Here is a 15,875-nt window from a genome sequence, read left to right as displayed (position 1 = left end):
AATGAAATGAGCGAAAAAACGAAACCGTATGCCTTAATAACCGGAGCCAGCAAAGGCATAGGAAAATCTATTGCTTATGAATTGGCCAAACAGGGTTATCCACTATTGCTTGTTGCAAGAAGCGAGGAAGAATTAAAAGCATTATCTGATGATCTTCAGGTTAAATACGGCATCAATGCTTTTGTTTTATCGATTGATCTTTCGATAAATGGTGCATCACAAAAAGTAACCGATTGGATAAAAACGAATAACTATCCGGTTGGCTTTTTAGTGAACAATGCCGGTTATGGGGTGTGGGGCGATTTTAGTGAGTCTTCTCTAACGGATCAGCTTGGCATGATGCAGCTTAACATGAATGTAGTGGTAGAACTTTCGCATTTATTTGTTCCAATTCTTTTACAAGAAAAACAAGCATACATTTTAAATATATCCAGTACTGCTTCCTACCAGGCTGTACCTACGCTGGCTGTTTATTCGGCTACAAAGGCTTTTGTTTTATCGTTTACTCGTGCCTTGCGTTTTGAATTGGCCCAAACTTCAATTTCCGTAACTTGTTTTAGTCCTGGTCCGGTTGATACCGGTTTTGCTGTAAGAGCTGGCTTAAACGCTTTTAGCAAAATGGCTGAAAAGTTTAATATGCAGCCTGATGAAGTTGCAAAAATGGCCGTAAAAGCCATGTTCAGTAAAAAATCAGAAGTTATTCCGGGTTTTACCAATATCATTTCGGTTTACGCCAATCGCATACTACCAAAGGCATTCATCGAAAAAACTGCAGCCGGAATTTATAAAATTTAATTTAAAAAAATAAAAAATAAAAAAATATTGTTTGCAAAAGAAAAAATTATATTAAGTTTGTATTAAATTCTACTAATTCTATAGAGTATGTCAAATAAAAGAAAAAATTTGTTTAATTTTCCTAAGGGTCGAATGCAGGCAAACATGCGAATGTGTTGTTGTTGCTGTTGCTAAACTTTTAGATAAAATTTCAAACTTATTATTTCATTTATTAAATATATTTATCATGGTATCTTCTTATAAAACCTTTACCCTTACTGAGCAATTAACTGCTGAGCAAATTGCTTTTTTTAACGAACATGGCTTTATCCATTTCAAAAAATTTATAAATCCGCAAACGGTTTCATCCATCATTGATGCCTCGAAACAAGTAGAGCAAAAATGGATCGACAATGACCTTCAAAAAGTAAATGGTGTTCCTGTTAAATACGGAAAAGATTTAGATGGTTCTCCTATTGTACAACGTTTTGCTTTTATCAACCAGCATCATCAGGCCTTAAGCGGTCTTTTACTTGATCCAAGATTTAATACTTTATTACCATTGGCAGGCGAGGGCGCAAGATTAGGCACGGAAGAAAAAGACGGAATGGTTTTTAATCATTATATCAATGGGCCAGAAAGTAAGTTTACTAAAATGGGCTGGCATACAGATGGTTTGAGAGATATTTTTTATGGTGCCAAATTAAACCCGATGCTCAATGTGGGTATTCACTTAAGCACTTTAAAACCCGAAAATGGCGGACTTAAGATCATTCCGGGTACTCATAAGCAAGGTATTTATCAAATGCTTTTTCGTAAAAAATACTTTTTAGATAATAAAGCCGATCCTGAGGAAGTTTCTATCATTCCTGAAGCGGGAGATCTGACCATTCATGATGGCCGTTTGTGGCACAGAGTCGCAGAATCGACTATCCGTGGCGAAGAGAGTAGAAGAAGGGTGATTTATATTCCGATTATAGCAGGAAAATACGCTCCTAAAAATGAGAACAGTCCAACGGTTTTCTATCAACGTTTTGCGGGTATTGTTAAATAATTATGCTGATTATTATCGCATTTAGTTATCTGGTTAGATCAGGTAAACTAAAAAGAACGACCGATTTTTTAAAAAATACGCAAAGAAAAGTAAAACTAAATTATATTAAAGTAGAACTGGCTATACTATCAGGCTTACAAATATTGCGCTATTAATGGGAAAAGAAACACAGGTAGAAGATCATAATACAGTTGTACAAAGAACATTTTCAGACCGTAAGCGAACTAATATTTTAAATAGAGCAGAACAGTCAACGATTGTATTTTTGTTGCCAAAGGTGCCTAAATTCATTTCGCCAAACGTACTCACTTTAATGGGTACATTGGGTTCGGCATTAGTTTTCCTGGCTTTTGTTTTAGGTGCTTATTTCGCCAATTGGTATTTGCTTTTGGGTATTATTGGTTTGGCTATAAATTGGTTAGGCGATTCTTTAGACGGAAGATTGGCTTATTTTAGAAATATTCCGCGCCGTTGGTATGGTTTTGCACTCGATATTATTGCCGATTGGATCGGTATTGTACTTATAGGCTTTGGCTATTACATTTATGCTAAAAATGGCATACAAATAATAGCCTTTGCTTTTGTCGCCTTGTATGGCTGGTCTATCATCATCAGTCAGTTACGCTATAAAATAACAAATGAATACAGTATAGATTCAGGCTTTGTTGGCCCAACAGAACTTCGATTTATTATTGCTTCAATTTTAATTACAGAAGTTTTATTTCCCGGATCAATTACCTATTTGGCTGGTTTAATTACTATTGTCTTATTTATAATCAATGTTATTGATAGCTTAAAACTTTTAAAGCTGGGCGATTTAAGAGATAAAAACCAAGGCTGATATGTTCAGGAAAAAATCCATTTTTACTTTTCTGCAAGCACAAGTGGCGGCATTTTTAGGAGGTATTACCGATTATGGCTTAATGATTTTATTAACCGAAGTATTCAAATTGCATTTTACCTTTTCGATTCTAATCTCTGGAACCGTAGGCGCAATTGTCAATTTCAGTATCAATAGATTTTGGGTATTTAAAAATCAATCCGGTTATAGCAGCCGCATCAATAGTCAGCTTTTTAAATTTGCGTTGGTGGTTTTGGTAAGCATTTCTTTAAAATCATTTGGTACGCTTATTTTGCAAAAAGTATTTCAAATCGATTATAGAATCGGGAGATTAATCACCGATAGTTTTGTTTCTTATGGATTTAATTATCCACTGATTAAATATTGGGTTTTTAAGGCAAACGAAAAACAGAATGTAATCGAATCAAATTAGTATATAAATAAACCAGTTGGGTGTAATTCGTAGTTTTTCTATTCCGCACATAATTCGAAGCCCAATATTATTGAGTTAAGCTTTTTAGAAAATAAAATTAAGCACGCAAAGTCGCTAAGACGCAAAGGTTAAACACAATATTGTCATTTCGATCCCGAAGCCCCGGGAGAGAAATCTCCAAAAGAAGCTCGATAAAGATTGGATTTGCGTAGCGGAGTTACTGCATCGAAATGATAAACCTTTGCCATTTTGCCAGAGATTTATTCTACATAACACTATTGATTTTTTCTTAAGTTAATGACATCGTGCTTCGGGACTATGTGTTAAAATAATAGAAGCCAACACTTCATATAAATATTTCGTTATGAACAAATTATCATTTAAACATTTTACAAAATCACTAATCGTTATAACGATCTTAGTAAATATATATTCTGAAAATCTAGTGGCACAATCTAAAAATCCGTCGCCATTAAATTTTCCAACGCCGAAAAATATAGATAATATGCTATTTTACATTCAGCGCGACCCCAATACAAACACTGCTATTTATGCCATAAACTACCAGGAAAATGGAAAAATAGACAAAAGCAATCCTATAAAAGCCTATTGGATTCGATATGCTGAGAAAGGAGATAAAAAAGATTTTAGTTACATACAACGTAAATTTGCATACGGAATAGAATCTAAAACCTTAAATAATGAGGAGTTTGAACTTCAATTTGTATCGTATAAAAAGTTACCCTTAACCTTGAAAAAGATAGATTCGGATCAAAAATATCATGTTTTTGTAAGTGTGAATCAGAAAAAAATCCAGGTAGAAAAAATATTTGTACGTATTGAAGGAGGTTCTTTTTGGCTGCCCAATGTAAAGTATGCCGAAGTTACCGGAATTGATACTTCCTCAAATAAAACAATTACAGAAAGAATGTTGTTGAAGTAAGATACTTATTTCTTGTTGCTCTGCATAATCCTATAATCTGATCTTTTGCGCATGATTCCATATAATAAAAAGAGATTTTTGCAAAAACGGGACAAAAGATAAAATCTTTGTCCCGAATAATGTTCTTTAAGAAGATTAATAAAAAAATTGTTCAAAAACTATTTTGCCTTCATGTACTTTGTATACGCAGATTTCATCCATTGTGAATCTGTCCCTTCCTTTGAATGTCATATCAGCTGACCATGACACCGTAAAGTAGTCGCCGCCAATCACTGGGTCTGAAATAACACGTCCATGAACCTGTTCGACCAAAGATTCAAATAATTCTGATTTTTTTAAAATTTCCTGTAGTCCTTCTACAGTTTTTGGCAGTAGGAAATCATTCGCTTCAATGCTGATGCAGTTATCGGCATACAATTGTGTTTGCGCTTCATAAAATTTATCTTGACGAACCAGTTCAATAAATCTGGCTGCAAGTTCTTTTGTTGTTAAAATTGTTTCTTTCATTTTAAAGGAATATTTATTTAATAATCTTATTTCTGGTGTCAAAGTTAGGGGATAGAACTTACCATATGATAGTAGTTTCCCAAAGGAAAGCGCTTACTTTTAGGAAAGTTTATTACCTTTCGGATATGAAGACAACTAAAGAAAAAATAGCGCAAGACCCAGTAGAATGTGCCCAATCACTCAGAAATGTGATTGATGCTATGTTTGTTCTCAATGGAAAATGGAAACTGGCATTAATTCTTTGTATTTCTCAATCCTCAAAGCGTTTTTCTGAAATACAAAGCGAGGTTCCTATATCACCTAAGGTTTTAGCAAATGAACTAAAGCATTTGGAATTAAATAACTTTATAAAACGTAATGTTTTTCCAACCACCCCCGTCACTATTATTTACGAAGCAACGGAGTACTGTCAGACTTTAAAAAATGTAATATGTGAATTGGATCAATGGGGGGAGAAGCATAGAAAAGTTTTAACAGGGAAGTAAAGCCCGCAGTCTCAGAAGTGTTTTCATGAAAAGCTATGTAAATGTCTCCCAACTTTTTACTATTACTTCTTATTATTGTCTTGGATTTTTTTACATTCAGTAAAAATATTTTATGAGAATTAGTTTTAAAGTCAGAGACTTTATGAAGTCTCTATTTTTCAATTATATTTTTTTAAAATAGCGCAAAGTCAGTCCCGAAGACTTTCGGGATTGCGCAGAGTAAAGAAGAAGACTTCGGAGAGCGGGGATTTTAAATCGAATGGAACTTGTTGATGGTAGTTCTTATAAGTCAGTATTATAATATAGCTCTACAATGGAGTTATCTAAAGTGTCAATATGAAATCCGGAATTCTTATTATAATAATCATAAATTGTATAAAAACCTTCTAACCTCTCATCTTTATTGTAATGAAAGCCTGCGCTATCTACTCTTAATCCATTATACCATTCATCGTCGGCCTTACCATAGTCTAGACGACCTATAATACTCAAAATTTGTTGATAATTATCATTATAATAATTAATTAACTCTTTATAGAAATTATTTGTCCAGGAAAAATGCGAGTTTGTATTTTCAATAAAATTAGTGATGCTACTTTCTTTTTCGGCACTAAATTCTACCTCATCATTTAATACTTTTTTGTTTAGCAGCAGAACATCGTTGAAGTTTGGTTTTATGCTTATGATTATAAAATTTAACTCCTCATTAAATATAAAGTCGCTTCTCAATAATGGCGGTGCCACATTTCTTTTTTCAGCAGTCCTTAAGTCTCTGAATTCAACTAATTCATAATACCCCAATTTAAATAAATCTTCAACCTTATTTAATAGGTCTCGCCACTTCCACTGGTTTAAATAATTTAATTTGTTTGAGGATATATGGGTTTTGACAAATTTTTTACATTCCCACTTCCAACCTAATTTGTAATAAATCTGAGCTAGTAGATAACTTTGATTTTCATCTTTGTTAGATTTTTCAAGTTCGTACATAAATATCAAAGAGAGATTCAGCACTCTTTGTGGTTGTATATAAACTTCCTTTCTTATATTTTCGGAAATCTTCTTTTGCTAAATTATATCTGTCAAATATATCCATAAAATTACCACCAACATTCTCGCTCTTCCAGACGTTTGCAAGTTATGAAAACGAATATTTTCGGCTCAACGAAAATACGATAAAAAACGGTAATTGCACTAAATTTGCAAATGTCTATAAACGTGTTAGCAGAGGTACAGGGTTTATATTTGGACTATCTGACAAACTGATGAATGTGCTTAATTTAATCCTAAACCCAATCTAGTACCAAAACGTTATTATTAATAGCTAAAAAAAACGGGAGAATTTAATAACCTTACAAAGGCTTACATTCTTTTAATCAAAATGCTAGATGCAGTAGAAATGAGACAAAAGAGTTGAGAAGATTTACATGAAATAACCATGAAATCAGGTATTGTTTTTCGTACCAGCCCAGAGTAAATTTGTTTGAATCAAACAGCAGATAATGCTACATTTAATAATAACCTTGAATTTTTACAAATTATGAACATAAACAAAACACTTAGTATTGCCATACTTGTGCTTGTTACACAGCTAAGCTTCGCACAATATTTTAAACTAACTCCACAGGGCTTTGTGTCAAATGACAATAGCGATTATACGGTAGTGAATGTGTCAAACGCAAAACAAAAGGATTTGTACAAGAATGTACTCAATGCCATTAACTCATTGTACAGTAATCCACAAAAAGGACTCAATGTAGTCGAAGGGGAGAGTATTAGTTTGACTGCGTATGAAGAAAATGAGCTAACTGTAAAGCATAGCGCTGGAGGTTTTGGAAAAGGAATTTATAAATATGACTTATCTTATACGTTATCTTTTCTTTTTAAAGACGGTAAGATTCGAATTAACAGTCCTGTTTTTGAATGCAAACGAAGGTATGAAGGAACTTACAGACCTACAAGTGGATGGGGAAGCAGTGGATGGGCTACTCTAAAACTTGTAAAAGGCGATAAGGATAGAGTTGCTATTTATGATAAAAATGGAAAACTTCTTTTAGAAGATGCCTCTAATGGATTAAACAATCATTTCAATTCGGTTTTAAAACAAATCATCGAAAAATCTCAAAAGATAAATAATTGGTAATGAAAATTTACATCGCAGATTTTCCATATTGTCATTTCTACTGATTTCGATTATTACGCTCCTTATTTGAACCTTGCGTTATCTTTTTCAGTAGTTGTGAATTACCGAAAAATTTTGAAAAAATACTATTTGTAATACCAAAGAAAAAACTTAAATAAAAAATAAAAGAGCCGGGAATCATGATGTAAGGATGCCAAAAATACAAGTATCGCCAACCATAGCCATGGCTTTCATTTATATAACTATAAAACAATATTCCTGCTGCCAAAGCAATCAATAATAGCAGTCCAATCACAGTGAGGGCTATGTTTTTGGCATTCGATTTTTCGACCTGCCTGTCTATTCTGGTGTTATTGCCCGATTCAAAGTGTCGTTGATACGGTTTTGAGTCCATAAATTCAAACTCTTCCGAAGTGGTTTCTTTTCTTTTTTTGCCATGCTCAAACGATTGAATACTACCATCTTTTTTCGAAAGATTGATCAAAAAGTGCTTGATGTAATAAATAAATACGATGAACCAAAGTACCGTGCCCAGACTAAGTAAAACGAATGCTTCGCTGGCAGATGTGTGAATCATCTCATAATCGCTTTTATGATGATTTCCTGCGTAATGCAGAATGAGTGGTAGTCCAATAGCGAACAACAAGAGATAGATTATCCAAAATATAATAAAGCCTTTCCAAAATTTCATATCATAAGGTTTTTCATAGATTAAATTAACGCTTCACTTTAGTTTGTTAAAGATAGGTAATATTTTATTTGGAGATTCTAAGCTGTGCGAAGTTTTCCGACTTCGCACACGCTTGTTCTCTTCAGGTTGTAAATCTTTTTATATCCATTAAAAATCATTGAACCAGAGATCACTATGTTTAAATCATTCTGTAAATTGGCAGACTAACTTTTAAATTACTTAAATTCTTATATTTGATTCTCACAGCTGCGACAGAACTCTAAATTGTGAGAATAATTAATGTACATTTGGTTTAACTAAAATATTATTTATAAAAGTAAAATATGAAAAAAATTATTGTAAGTATGTTTGTTCTAAGTCAATGTTTTAATGTACATGGGCAATCGATTGATAAAATTATTACGACCAAGGAAGTAGCTCGTATAGAGAAAATACTTTCGGCTGATGACATGCAGGGCAGGAGAACTTTTACTCCCGGTATTGACAAAGCATCAGCCTTTATAGAATCAGAGTTTAAACAAATTGGTTTGCAAACTTTCAATTCAGCAACAAATTACAGACAAGAATTTTCGATTACTGGCTCTAAAGCAGTTTCTTCAAAAATTACTATTGATGGCAAAGAAATAAATAATAATCAAGTGGTAACATTCTCCTACGTTCCTCAAGTTTCTTTAACTGAAAAAAGTGATATTTCTATTGTAAAAATCAATAAAGGGGACAACATTGGCGAGAAATTTAATGAATATTATAAAAGTTCGAAAAATCTTTTGATACTAGTTGACCCTTCATTTGATAATGTTTTACCGAATATTCAACACATTGATCGACTAAATGCTAATCCTGGAAACAATACCATTATGTTTGTTTTTGGCACCCTTGAAGCGACTACTTTTTCTGTTGAATTAACGAATGTAATCTCCAAAAAAACATTGAATAATGTTGTTGGAATATTACCCGGAAAAAGTAAACCAAATGAGTATGTGATTTTTTCAGGACATTATGATCATTTAGGAGTAGGCTCTCCCGAAGAAGGTGCTCCGCATTCTGCAACAGATTCTATTTATAATGGTGCTAATGATGATGCCGCTGGAACAACAGCAGTAATTATGCTTGCTAAATATTTTAAAAAACAAAATAACAACGAGCGTACTATTATTTTTACCACATTTGTAGCTGAAGAAATAGGTGGTTATGGAGCCAAATATTTTTCTAAACAGCTTGAGCCTGAAAAAGTGATTGCGATGTTCAATATCGAAATGATAGGAACAGAATCTAAATGGGGTAAAAACTCTGCTTACATTACAGGTTTCGAAAAGTCGAATATGGGACAGATTTTACAAACTAATTTAACAGGAACAAATTTTACATTTTATGCAGATCCGTATCCTGAACAACAATTATTTTACCGCTCAGACAACGCTACGTTAGCCAGGCTTGGAGTTCCTGCTCATACCGTTTCTACTTCAAAAATGGATAATGAGCCAACGTATCACACAGTAGATGATGAATTTGAAACGTTAGATATTGATAACATGACCCAAATAATAAAATCAATTGCAATAAGTTCTTCTTCGATTATTAGTGGAAAAGATACGCCAACAAGAGTAAATACTACTCAATTGAAATAGCATAAATACATTATAAAGATTCAAAAAAGCACTGAAAATAATTGGTTTTCAGTGCTTTTTTTATCATTTGTTTTGTTCTTATTATTTCCTGTATCTTTAATTTTAGAGATATTTGTCTGTTGTATTATCCACCGATTATCACATTAAATGCTCCAAGGATAATTGTTCCCCCATGAGAAGTTTTATCTCCTATTCTCGCAGCAGGCATACCACATATCATAACCGTTGCCGATCCTGTAATGATAGAATCTGGAGGTCCAACACAAACCAGCATATCTCCAACTCTGGCGGCGGGGAGCCCTGCTATTAAAACTGTAGGTGCACCTGGCCCTGCAATAGGTCCGCCTACATGCGGAATTGGCGGCAGCCCGGGAGTAATTAATGGGCATTCATGAAAGTCTGTAAGTCTTGCTGCTGGTGGCATAATTTTAATTGTTTAATGGTTAATTGTTTAATCGATGCTTTAAACTTTTGAGTCGACGTTGTAAAAGTTTAAAACTTTGACAAAATTTAAATTGTAATTAATTTAGCGGAAGCTAGTTGTACACGGTGAATAATTTACCATTAATTAATCGTTACCATTGCACCTTTTAGTGTTAATTGCATTCCTCCGGATATTTGTGCCATTTGTCCGCCTTGAGCGCTGTATTGCATATCTGCGTTTTCTTTGATGTTCAGGCCTTTTAATGAGATATCTCCGCCACTTGACTGTATTGTAACACCTTGATTTCCTTTGATGTTTACATTTTGACTGGCTGAAATATTGATGTTTTTCTGACTTGACAAATCGATGCCGCTGCTTGACATTATGATGCTGTTCTCATTTTCGTCCTGTATCGTGATTTTCTTGTCTTTATCACTGATAATGATGGTGTTTTTATTAGGCGTTGCTACGGTCCATATTTTGTTTTCATCATCAAATTGTACAGAGATGCCTGATTTGGTAACAATGGCTTTTATTGAATTTTTTTGATTTGGATCTAAACCAGTAAGAGGTTTATTGGTTGTACTGCTATAGACGCTTCCAAGTATTATTGGATAACGTGGATCTTCGTTTATGAAACCCAAAATGATTTCATCTCCAACTTCGGGCATGAAAAAAGCTCCGGCTCCGCTTGTCGAATAAAAATTGGCAAGACGGGCCCATATTCCTGTACCATTTGGATCTAATAAGGGAACATCAACTAAAACCCGGTATTGAGAGTCGGGATCTTCATACATCTTTTTGACAGTTCCGTTAAGGAGACCTTTTGCTCCGGGAACAAGTCCGGAAGCGGGTGGTGCCGCAACATTTGGCTCCTGGGTAAACCAAAAAGGAGAAAGTCCTAGTGTAACTCCAGTAATCCAGTTTCCCTGCGACAAATCGTGTACAACTCCTCCAATTATATAATCACCGTTAAAACGATCTCCAAGACCGGCAAAGGTCATGTATTTTCCGGGATCAACTAAATTTGTGCCTTGAAATTTGGCTTCTCCAGTTATTTTAGAATATTCACTTTTGATAATTTGTGCTTTGGACCAATTAGTCAATTCGGCAGTTTCTAAAGATGCAGAAGTCTGTATTTGATAGACAGGAAGTCCAATAACTTCAGAAAGTTTTTTTGTGGTTAAATTTCCAGCTCCTGAAACATTTGGAGCAGCATTACCACTTACAATTGCCTGGGTCTTAAAATCCCAGCTACTGGCGGTGACGTTCCCTAATTGAGTAAGAGCATTTAATTTGGCATTAAACTCAAGCAGATTATCGCCATATGTTACCGTCAGGACAGATGTTGTGTTTTTATCAGGAGGATTTACTGAAATTTTGCCGTTTAAAGTTGTTACTATTAGCCCATTTGCCTCGGCAAGAGCCATAATATAATACCAATCTGTAACATAATACTGGACTTGTTGTGGCCAAGTTGTGCTTGTCGCAGTAACATCTGCGCTTAATTGTGAATAGTTTGCTATTATCGATGATATAATTTCACTATCTTTTTGTTTAGAAAAGGTGAGACTTTTACGGCCTACAGTCATTTTTACAGCATTATCACAACACTCAATTTCTAAAGATGATCCTGTCAGATTATCAACACGAATGGTCTGGCTCATAATCAATCCTGAGAAAATACCAGAATTATTGTTGTCGTATCCTGCTTCAATACTAATTGCTGCGCCGGGTACAAAAACAGCAGAAGAACTGGCGTCAAACGTACCTGTACTGGCTTCTCCGTCCAGAATTGTAATTTTTGCTGAAGCAATTTGGTTTACTTTTTTTTCAATATGAATTGAAAGTACACTCAGTTCATCAGCTATTGGCGTACCATTAACTTTTACTGAAAATGTTGCGATTCCGCCACTTTTTATTTCGGTTGAAGTACTCATTAATTAGGGGGATTAGAGGTGGTAAAATGAATTTTTCGTTATAGTTTTTATTTTGATAAACAATTCTCTTATTTCGATTTACATGATGGTTTACGCACGCAATTCAAAATGCCTCTTTGATAGCTGCATCTGCACCAGCAAATGAAGAGTACAATAAAAGCCGAAGGCATAATGATTACTTACCACCGTTTTTTATGATCAGTGGTTTGTTAGCAATTTCTATTGTATCTATTACAACTTCGTTAGCATCAGATTTTAAATCTATACTGGTAATTTTGGTGGGCCAAGCGTTATTTAATGTCCATTGCATGGTTAGGCCGCCTATTTCGTCTAATAATTTTATAAGTATTGTTCTTCTTTTAATGGTATTCGTAATAACTTGCTGATGCCAGTCCCAAAAGGAATTATCATTTACAAAGATTCCCCGCTTCATGGTGACGTTTCCATACTTGGTAATACCCGGCATTTTCTCTACAGAAAAAGCGAACTATTACTCTTGCGATATTCTATAATTGAATTTTCGATGTCCATTCCGCTAACTTCCTGAAAAGCTACTTTTGCTAATTCTGTTCCGAGATCTACTTCGAATCTAAACTTTGGCATGGGCCATGTTGAGCCTTGTTCGCTTCCGTCATCTGTTATCATATTGTTTTAAATTAAAATTCGCTTAATGGAGTAATTATTTAATTAACTGGAAGCTGCCATTTGCTGTTGAAATGTCAGAACGATAAATTCAGCAGGATGAACAACAGCAACTTTTATAGTTACATTCATATGACCATTAATAATGTCATCTGCAGTCATTGTCGAACCCAATCCGCAGGCTACAGAAAAAGCATCAGAAGGACTGGCTCCCTGTAAACCTCCTTGGTTCCAAATTGAAGTAAGAAAACTGCTGATCATAGAGATTACAGCATCCCAGGTGTTTTTATTATTAGGCTGAAATGCATATGCCTGAGCTGCGAGTTTACAAGATTGCTCTAAGAATATCATCGTTCTTCTCACTGAAATATATCTCCAATCCTGACTGTTTCCGTCTAGTGTTCTTGCTCCCCAGATTAGAATACCTATACCGTTAAATGTTCTAATAGCATTAATCGATTTACCAGACACGGGATCGATGTTTAAATTGACTTGCTGGCTTTCTGAAAGAGAAATAGGCAATGATGCTGCACCAACAATAGAAGCATTTGCAGGTGCTTGCCAGGGTCCAACAGCATTATCTACTGTAGTAATAACTCCTGCCATACCTCCGCTTGGAGGAAGAATATTAGCATTATTAACGATGTGTTTAATCATCAAGGAATAAGTCGGGCTTGCAATAAGCAGCGCATTGTGATTTTGCGCAACAGTCAAAGTGCTTGCTGGATTTTGAATATTGGCAATAATTGCGGCAACGGCAGAATTAGGAGCACTTGGAGGATTAAGAATAGCTTCCAGCTGTTTTAAATCGCCACCAAATAAAGTAGTGTAATCAATTTCAGAATTTTGCATTATCGTCGTTCCTATAAAAGGATAATATGCCATTCCGTAGCTTAATCCAACAGAACCTGTGTTCATTCTGAAGTTTGTAATGTCTTGAGTATACAAAACAGGATCTGGGGCGTCACCGCCAATAATGTCAAACAGGCACATTGCTGTTTGCATTTGTGCAGCCTGAAGAAGCATTGACTGCATTAACGTTCCATTGTCTTCTACGCTTAATAAAGTGGCTTCGGGACAAATGTACATTGTTGGTTCCTGTTCATTTATCAATAAAGAAAGACCTTTGGTCAAATCATCCAACTGCACATTTAGGTTTACAACAGGAACTCCAACAGCCGCAGGTTTTTTTGACGGAGGTCCGTAACTGCCTACAGAAACTATATAAGCATCTCCACCGCCATTTTCATAAAAAAGCCTTACGCTGTTATATAAATAGTAAACTGTTTCAGGATCGGGAACTATTGAATAATAGGTTCCTGCAATGAGCATGTAGTCTCCCTTTAGTGGCTGGCTTTTTTCTGCCACCAAATAGTATTCAGGTTTGTACTGTTTAGAAGGATTTGCAGGTGCAGGAGGATCTGGCAAACAGAAAAAAGCCTGAAAATCAGTAAATGACGTGATTTTTACTGGCACATTAGTATACGATTTTCCTTCGTAAGCAGCCTGAGGTGTGTACCCTATAAATGCTGGTACTGCGCTAGGAACTCCAACAACAGAATTGGGAAAAGCATTTAATTCCTGAATGTAAACACCAGAAGTTTGAATGGTAGATAGATTCATTGATTTTAGTTTTTAGCGTTCATTTTAAGAGGGAATGTATTCTATAAATTAAAAATAAGTATGCTTAACAGTTTTTTATTATAACACTAAAGTACTGTGAATAAATATTTTGGGAGTAAGTATATTTACCTGTTTTTAGTGAAACAGCTTGTATTCAGGTGTTGAAAAAAAGCTTCTGTCCTGATTAAGGAAAATAACAAGACTTCTGCGTTAGAGTCTCAATAAGACATAAATGTATTGAGTTGATTAGAAAAAGAACTCAAAAAAACAAAAGACAAGTATTAGTGGTTTGTGAAATGGATTGTATTCACTTTCAAATTTTAAATACACTTTTGCATTTTGTAAATCTACTGAATAAAAAGTTCTATTGGAATTACCGAAATATAACTTGTTGTTTTTGGTGGTCAGCGTGGTTGCTATCAAATGAAGTTTCATTGTTCTTTTTACAACCGAACGGGCAAATTAAAAAAAGAAGGATTAAAAATTTTGTTATTTTCATTCTTTATTGCGATTTCTCTCTTAATATCTGCTAATGTTCACTTCCTGCAAGAGGTTTGGGGTTAAATTAAGCTAAGTTGCAAAATCGGTTGTAGTAAGTGTTGGCTGATGATCTTATTTCTAATGCTCTATTAAATCTGTATAATAAAAATATAAATTTAAAACTCTCTGTCTTATTATTTCGCAATATTCAGAGTAATAATTATTATCAAGCGGACTGCCGTCAAATCTTTTCGAAAACCAGTTAAATTCTTTATTTTTAAAATTTTCCCAAGCAGTTTAAGCAATTATTAATTCAGTTCTTTCAGATTGATTGCATTCATTTTTTGAAAGGGCATAATATTTTTCTACTAATTTTTCGTAATCATGAGTTTTGTTTTTGATAAGTTCTAATTCTTCTATATTATTAAGTTTTAGAGACCTATTTAATCTTCTGTTAAAATATTGAATTTTAAAAGTATCGATTGCAAATTCAGAATAAATGTTTTTTGTAAAAGGATTCATCTGTCGTGATTCGACTTCTTCTTTTAAACCTTTAATTTTACTTTCAATTTCAACATTAATTTTTGTTTCTAATTGTTTTCTGTTATTTTGAGAAAAACAAAAATTTAGCGAAAAAAAAAAGAAATGTAAGTATTGGTAAGAATAGTTTTATTTTCATCAAGAGGTTAATACTTTAGTTTTTTTTCAACTCTTTAAACATATACCTTGCCAAGGCGTTCCCGTTAAAAATCAGGAGACTTCTCACACTTTTACGATTGCAGCAAGATTTAAAAATTACGCAAAGTCTGAATAAGATTTTGGCAGCGGGTGGTTCTTGCTTATTTTTGTTTTTGAAAATTATTGCCAACGTCCCACCGGCTTCATGAAATTGTTTTTTTTTGCTCCCGAACTATTCCATTGTAAATGAAGTCAATATAGAAAAAAAATCCTCCCATTAAACACCAGAACCAATTTCTTTGCTTAAAACCTAACTTTTGCAGTTGATCCGATAATTGGTTAAACAACTATGAATTACCCATAAAAAAAAATCCCATTTCGTTAGAAATGGGATTTTAATTTTTGTGACCTCGACTGGACAAATTTCTATGAATTTTATGGAAGATTTCAAGAGATTGGCGTACTATATATGTAAGGTATGTCTTTGAATGGCTTTAACAATTTGGTTTAGAGGCTCCATTGCTATATTCTGGAAGTCTCAGGAACCATTTAGATAGTCTTTGTGCAAGAAATAGTTTTAATAGCTAGT

17 protein-coding genes are annotated in these 15,875 nt (G+C 34.1%); 8 read left to right on the top strand and 9 right to left on the bottom strand.

Annotated elements, in window-relative coordinates; genetic code table 11:
- Positions 1-6 precede the first annotated feature (6 nt).
- The 5 genes from GIY83_RS08960 to GIY83_RS08940 all read left to right on the top strand — a co-directional run bounded on the left by GIY83_RS08960 (position 7) and on the right by GIY83_RS08940 (position 4,045).
- On the top strand, positions 7-795 hold the full coding sequence (locus GIY83_RS08960) for an SDR family oxidoreductase (protein ID WP_208686411.1): 789 nt from the start codon (positions 7-9) through the stop codon (positions 793-795).
- Between the two features lie 226 nt (positions 796-1,021).
- A complete protein-coding gene (locus GIY83_RS08955) occupies positions 1,022-1,828 on the top strand; it encodes a phytanoyl-CoA dioxygenase family protein (protein ID WP_208686409.1) in 807 nt (268 codons plus the stop codon).
- A gap of 154 nt (positions 1,829-1,982) precedes the next feature.
- The gene (locus GIY83_RS08950) at positions 1,983-2,669 is read left to right on the top strand and encodes a CDP-alcohol phosphatidyltransferase family protein (protein ID WP_208686407.1); all 687 of its coding nucleotides are present in this window, start codon (positions 1,983-1,985) and stop codon (positions 2,667-2,669) included.
- Between the two features lies 1 nt (position 2,670).
- Positions 2,671-3,102, top strand: coding sequence for a GtrA family protein (locus GIY83_RS08945; protein ID WP_208686405.1), 432 nt, complete (start codon positions 2,671-2,673; stop codon positions 3,100-3,102).
- Between the two features lie 364 nt (positions 3,103-3,466).
- A complete protein-coding gene (locus tag GIY83_RS08940) occupies positions 3,467-4,045 on the top strand; it encodes a DUF4833 domain-containing protein (protein WP_194614727.1) in 579 nt (192 codons plus the stop codon).
- Between the two features lie 135 nt (positions 4,046-4,180).
- Here the strand turns inward: GIY83_RS08940 and GIY83_RS08935 are convergent, their stop codons facing one another.
- On the bottom strand, positions 4,181-4,552 hold the full coding sequence (locus GIY83_RS08935; RefSeq protein WP_208686403.1) for a SnoaL-like domain-containing protein: 372 nt from the start codon (positions 4,550-4,552) through the stop codon (positions 4,181-4,183).
- A 125-nt stretch (positions 4,553-4,677) separates the two neighbouring features.
- Between GIY83_RS08935 and GIY83_RS08930 the strand changes: the two genes are divergently transcribed.
- Complete coding sequence (locus GIY83_RS08930) at positions 4,678-5,037, top strand: helix-turn-helix domain-containing protein (RefSeq protein WP_208686401.1); 360 nt, start codon at positions 4,678-4,680, stop codon at positions 5,035-5,037.
- A 282-nt stretch (positions 5,038-5,319) separates the two neighbouring features.
- Here the strand turns inward: GIY83_RS08930 and GIY83_RS08925 are convergent, their stop codons facing one another.
- Entirely contained in the window at positions 5,320-6,027 is a 708-nt protein-coding gene (locus GIY83_RS08925) for a hypothetical protein (RefSeq protein WP_208686399.1), read from the bottom strand.
- Between the two features lie 550 nt (positions 6,028-6,577).
- On the opposite strand from GIY83_RS08925, the gene GIY83_RS08920 reads away from it, so the two are divergent.
- Positions 6,578-7,180, top strand: a complete 603-nt coding sequence (locus tag GIY83_RS08920) for a DUF4468 domain-containing protein (protein WP_208686397.1) — start codon at positions 6,578-6,580, stop codon at positions 7,178-7,180.
- A gap of 37 nt (positions 7,181-7,217) precedes the next feature.
- Here the strand turns inward: GIY83_RS08920 and GIY83_RS08915 are convergent, their stop codons facing one another.
- The gene (locus GIY83_RS08915; protein WP_208686395.1) at positions 7,218-7,871 is read right to left on the bottom strand and encodes a hypothetical protein; all 654 of its coding nucleotides are present in this window, start codon (positions 7,869-7,871) and stop codon (positions 7,218-7,220) included.
- A 323-nt stretch (positions 7,872-8,194) separates the two neighbouring features.
- On the opposite strand from GIY83_RS08915, the gene GIY83_RS08910 reads away from it, so the two are divergent.
- Positions 8,195-9,499: a M20/M25/M40 family metallo-hydrolase gene (locus tag GIY83_RS08910; protein WP_208686393.1), complete on the top strand. Its 1,305-nt coding sequence runs from the start codon at positions 8,195-8,197 to the stop codon at positions 9,497-9,499.
- A 124-nt stretch (positions 9,500-9,623) separates the two neighbouring features.
- Here the strand turns inward: GIY83_RS08910 and GIY83_RS08905 are convergent, their stop codons facing one another.
- From GIY83_RS08905 to GIY83_RS08885, 6 genes are all read right to left on the bottom strand, one after another.
- The gene (locus tag GIY83_RS08905) at positions 9,624-9,923 is read right to left on the bottom strand and encodes a PAAR domain-containing protein (protein WP_208686391.1); all 300 of its coding nucleotides are present in this window, start codon (positions 9,921-9,923) and stop codon (positions 9,624-9,626) included.
- Between the two features lie 140 nt (positions 9,924-10,063).
- Positions 10,064-11,863 (bottom strand): type VI secretion system tip protein VgrG, encoded by a 1,800-nt coding sequence (gene vgrG, locus GIY83_RS08900; RefSeq protein WP_208686389.1) that lies wholly within the window; start codon positions 11,861-11,863, stop codon positions 10,064-10,066.
- 175 nt (positions 11,864-12,038) lie between these two features.
- Complete coding sequence (locus tag GIY83_RS24900) at positions 12,039-12,296, bottom strand: phage tail protein (RefSeq protein ID WP_229029253.1); 258 nt, start codon at positions 12,294-12,296, stop codon at positions 12,039-12,041.
- Positions 12,297-12,334: 38 nt separating this feature from the next.
- Positions 12,335-12,508, bottom strand: coding sequence for a phage tail protein (locus tag GIY83_RS24895; RefSeq protein ID WP_229029251.1), 174 nt, complete (start codon positions 12,506-12,508; stop codon positions 12,335-12,337).
- A gap of 42 nt (positions 12,509-12,550) precedes the next feature.
- Positions 12,551-14,128, bottom strand: a complete 1,578-nt coding sequence (locus GIY83_RS08890) for a phage tail sheath C-terminal domain-containing protein (RefSeq protein ID WP_208686387.1) — start codon at positions 14,126-14,128, stop codon at positions 12,551-12,553.
- Between the two features lie 777 nt (positions 14,129-14,905).
- Positions 14,906-15,130 carry a hypothetical protein gene (locus GIY83_RS08885; RefSeq protein WP_208686385.1) on the bottom strand — a complete coding sequence of 75 codons (225 nt, stop codon included), beginning with the start codon at positions 15,128-15,130 and terminating at the stop codon, positions 14,906-14,908.
- Between the last annotated feature and the right edge of the window lie 745 nt (positions 15,131-15,875).

This window comes from Flavobacterium sp. SLB02, assembly GCF_009664855.1.
Taxonomy (GTDB): Bacteria; Bacteroidota; Bacteroidia; order Flavobacteriales; family Flavobacteriaceae; genus Flavobacterium.
Note: the sequence above shows the minus strand (reverse complement) of the source record. Positions and strands in the feature narration are given on the sequence as shown.

Coding starts and splice junctions, on each gene's coding strand:
- GIY83_RS08960 (WP_208686411.1), top strand. CDS start 7: ATGAGCGAAAAAACGAAACCGTATGCCTTAATAACCGGAGCCAGCAAA.
- GIY83_RS08955 (WP_208686409.1), top strand. CDS start 1,022: ATGGTATCTTCTTATAAAACCTTTACCCTTACTGAGCAATTAACTGCT.
- GIY83_RS08950 (WP_208686407.1), top strand. CDS start 1,983: ATGGGAAAAGAAACACAGGTAGAAGATCATAATACAGTTGTACAAAGA.
- GIY83_RS08945 (WP_208686405.1), top strand. CDS start 2,671: ATGTTCAGGAAAAAATCCATTTTTACTTTTCTGCAAGCACAAGTGGCG.
- GIY83_RS08940 (WP_194614727.1), top strand. CDS start 3,467: ATGAACAAATTATCATTTAAACATTTTACAAAATCACTAATCGTTATA.
- GIY83_RS08935 (WP_208686403.1), bottom strand. CDS start 4,552: ATGAAAGAAACAATTTTAACAACAAAAGAACTTGCAGCCAGATTTATT.
- GIY83_RS08930 (WP_208686401.1), top strand. CDS start 4,678: ATGAAGACAACTAAAGAAAAAATAGCGCAAGACCCAGTAGAATGTGCC.
- GIY83_RS08925 (WP_208686399.1), bottom strand. CDS start 6,027: ATGTACGAACTTGAAAAATCTAACAAAGATGAAAATCAAAGTTATCTA.
- GIY83_RS08920 (WP_208686397.1), top strand. CDS start 6,578: ATGAACATAAACAAAACACTTAGTATTGCCATACTTGTGCTTGTTACA.
- GIY83_RS08915 (WP_208686395.1), bottom strand. CDS start 7,871: ATGAAATTTTGGAAAGGCTTTATTATATTTTGGATAATCTATCTCTTG.
- GIY83_RS08910 (WP_208686393.1), top strand. CDS start 8,195: ATGAAAAAAATTATTGTAAGTATGTTTGTTCTAAGTCAATGTTTTAAT.
- GIY83_RS08905 (WP_208686391.1), bottom strand. CDS start 9,923: ATGCCACCAGCAGCAAGACTTACAGACTTTCATGAATGCCCATTAATT.
- vgrG (WP_208686389.1), bottom strand. CDS start 11,863: ATGAGTACTTCAACCGAAATAAAAAGTGGCGGAATCGCAACATTTTCA.
- GIY83_RS24900 (WP_229029253.1), bottom strand. CDS start 12,296: ATGAAGCGGGGAATCTTTGTAAATGATAATTCCTTTTGGGACTGGCAT.
- GIY83_RS24895 (WP_229029251.1), bottom strand. CDS start 12,508: ATGATAACAGATGACGGAAGCGAACAAGGCTCAACATGGCCCATGCCA.
- GIY83_RS08890 (WP_208686387.1), bottom strand. CDS start 14,128: ATGAATCTATCTACCATTCAAACTTCTGGTGTTTACATTCAGGAATTA.
- GIY83_RS08885 (WP_208686385.1), bottom strand. CDS start 15,130: ATGAATCCTTTTACAAAAAACATTTATTCTGAATTTGCAATCGATACT.